This window comes from Amycolatopsis sp. NPDC048633 (assembly GCF_040650695.1).
GTDB lineage: Bacteria > Actinomycetota > Actinomycetes > Mycobacteriales > Pseudonocardiaceae > Amycolatopsis.
In genome coordinates, this window is record NZ_JBEZHS010000087.1 from 1,635 (window position 1) to 4,522 (window position 2,888).

1 rRNA gene and 1 other annotated feature (1 of these 2 only partly in view) are annotated in these 2,888 nt (G+C 55.6%); the gene reads left to right on the forward strand.

Features of this window, described 5'->3' with window-relative positions:
• Positions 1–2,700: a sequence feature (most likely nonfunctional fraction of RNA operon), on the forward strand (it extends 1,519 nt beyond the left edge of the window).
• A gap of 70 nt (positions 2,701–2,770) precedes the next feature.
• Positions 2,771–2,887, forward strand: a 5S ribosomal RNA gene (rrf, locus tag AB0C38_RS49435).
• Position 2,888: the final 1 nt, after the last annotated feature.

Genomic DNA, 2,888 nt, shown 5'->3' on the forward strand with positions numbered 1-2,888 from the left:
TTGTTGATTGTTTGTTTGGTGTTCCCGAGTAGCAGCGAGCTCGTGGAATTTGCTGTGAATCTGCCGGGACCACCCGGTAAGCCTAAATACTTCCTGAAGACCGATAGCGGACGAGTACCGTGAGGGAAAGATGAAAAGTACCCCGGGAGGGGAGTGAAAGAGTACCTGAAACCGTGTGCCTACAAGCCGTCAGAGCTTACTTTGTTGGGTGATGGCGTGCCTTTTGAAGAATGAGCCTGCGAGTTAGTGCTGCGTGGCGAGGTTAACCCGTGTGGGGTAGCCGTAGCGAAAGCGAGTCTGAATAGGGCGAATGTAGTCGCGTGGTCTAGACCCGAAGCGGAGTGATCTACCCATGGCCAGGGTGAAGCGACGGTAAGACGTCGTGGAGGCCCGAACCCACTTAGGTTGAAAACTGAGGGGATGAGCTGTGGGTAGGGGTGAAAGGCCAATCAAACTCCGTGATAGCTGGTTCTCCCCGAAATGCATTTAGGTGCAGCGTCGCATGTTTCACCACGGGGGTAGAGCTACTGGATGGTCTAGGGGCCTTACCGGGTTACCGAAATCAACCAAACTCCGAATACCGTGGTGTGAGAGTGCGGCAGTGAGACGGCGGGGGATAAGCTTCGTCGTCGAGAGGGAAACAGCCCAGAACACCAGCTAAGGCCCCTAAGTGTGTGCTCAGTGGGAAAGGATGTGGGATTGCCCAGACAACCAGGAGGTTGGCTTAGAAGCAGCCACCCTTGAAAGAGTGCGTAATAGCTCACTGGTCAAGTGGTCCTGCGCCGACAATGTAGCGGGGCTTAAGCACACCGCCGAAGCTGTGTCATTCATGCAATACATCGGCTTGAGGCCTTGAGTCTCTTGTCTAGTGGTGTGGATGGGTAGGGGAGCGTCCTGCATCCAGGGAAGCGGCGGCGGAAGCCAGTCGTGGAGGGTGTGGGAGTGAGAATGCAGGCATGAGTAGCGAATGCAGAGTGAGAAACTCTGCCGCCGGATGACCAAGGGTTCCTGGGCCAGGCTAATCCGCCCAGGGTAAGTCGGGACCTAAGGCGAGGCCGACAGGCGTAGTCGATGGACAACGGGTTGATATTCCCGTACCCGAGCATGTGCGCCCATGACGAGGCGTTTGATACTAACCACCCGAAGCGCATCTGCGAAGCCTTCGGGCCTAGTGGGTGTTGTGGAGCGTGGGACCTGATTTCGTAGTAGTCAAGCGATGGGGTGACGCAGGAAGGTAGCTCCGCCAGGCGATGGTTGTCCTGGTGTAAGCGTGTAGGCCGTCGTGTAGGCAAATCCGCACGGCATTAAGGCTGAGACGTGATGCGTAGCCGTTTGAGGCGAAGTAGAGTGATCCTATGCTGCCGAGAAAAGCCTCTAGTGAGTGCATGCACGGCCCGTACCCCAAACCAACACAGGTGGTCAGGTAGAGAATACCAAGGCGATCGGGTGAACTGTGGTTAAGGAACTCGGCAAAATGCCCCCGTAACTTCGGGAGAAGGGGGGCCAAACACTCTGAAGCCTTTTTCGGGCTAGGGGTGGGTGGCCGCAGAGACCAGCGGAAAGCGACTGTTTACTAAAAACACAGGTCCATGCGAAGTCGCAAGACGATGTATATGGACTGACGCCTGCCCGGTGCTGGAACGTTAAGAGGACCGGTTAATCCACTTTGTGGGTGAAGCTGAGAATTTAAGCGCCAGTAAACGGCGGTGGTAACTATAACCATCCTAAGGTAGCGAAATTCCTTGTCGGGTAAGTTCCGACCTGCACGAATGGCGTAACGACTTTCCGGCTGTCTCAACCACAGGCCCGGCGAAATTGCACTACGAGTAAAGATGCTCGTTACGCGCGGCAGGACGGAAAGACCCCGGGACCTTTACTATAGTTTGGTATTGGTTTTCGGTTCGGCTTGTGTAGGATAGGTGGGAGACTGTGAAGCGGTGACGCTAGTTACTGTGGAGTCGTTGTTGAAATACCACTCTGGTCGAATTGGGAATCTGAACCTCGGGCCATGATCTGGTTCAGGGACAGTGCCTGATGGGTAGTTTAACTGGGGCGGTTGCCTCCTAAAGAGTAACGGAGGCGCCCAAAGGTTCCCTCAGCCTGGTTGGCAATCAGGTGTTGAGTGCAAGTGCACAAGGGAGCTTGACTGTGAGACAGACATGTCGAGCAGGGACGAAAGTCGGGACTAGTGATCCGGCACCACCTGGTGGAAGGGGTGTCGCTCAACGGATAAAAGGTACCCCGGGGATAACAGGCTGATCTTGCCCAAGAGTCCATATCGACGGCATGGTTTGGCACCTCGATGTCGGCTCGTCGCATCCTGGGGCCGGAGTAGGTCCCAAGGGTTGGGCTGTTCGCCCATTAAAGCGGCACGCGAGCTGGGTTTAGAACGTCGTGAGACAGTTCGGTCCCTATCCGCCGCGCGCGTAGGATACTTGAGGAAGGCTGTCCCTAGTACGAGAGGACCGGGACGGACGAACCTCTGGTGTGCCAGTTGTTCTGCCAAGGGCATGGCTGGTTGGCCACGTTCGGAAGGGATAACCGCTGAAGGCATCTAAGCGGGAAGCCTGTTCCAAGATGAGGTATCCCACCCTTTGTGGGTTAAGGCCCCCAAGAGACCATTGGGTTGATAGGCCAGAGATGGAAGCACAGTAATGTGTTGTCGAGTTGACTGGTACTAATAGGCCGAGGACTTGTCTACGAAGGTGTTACGCATCCACTCTACGGTTCTGAAACACCACGTCGGATGACGTGTGTTGTTTCGTAGTGTTTCGGTGGTTTTAGCGTCAGGGAAACGCCCGGTCCCATTCCGAACCCGGAAGCTAAGCCTGACAGCGCCGATGGTACTGCAACCGAAGGGTTGTGGGAGAGTAGGACACCGCCGAACT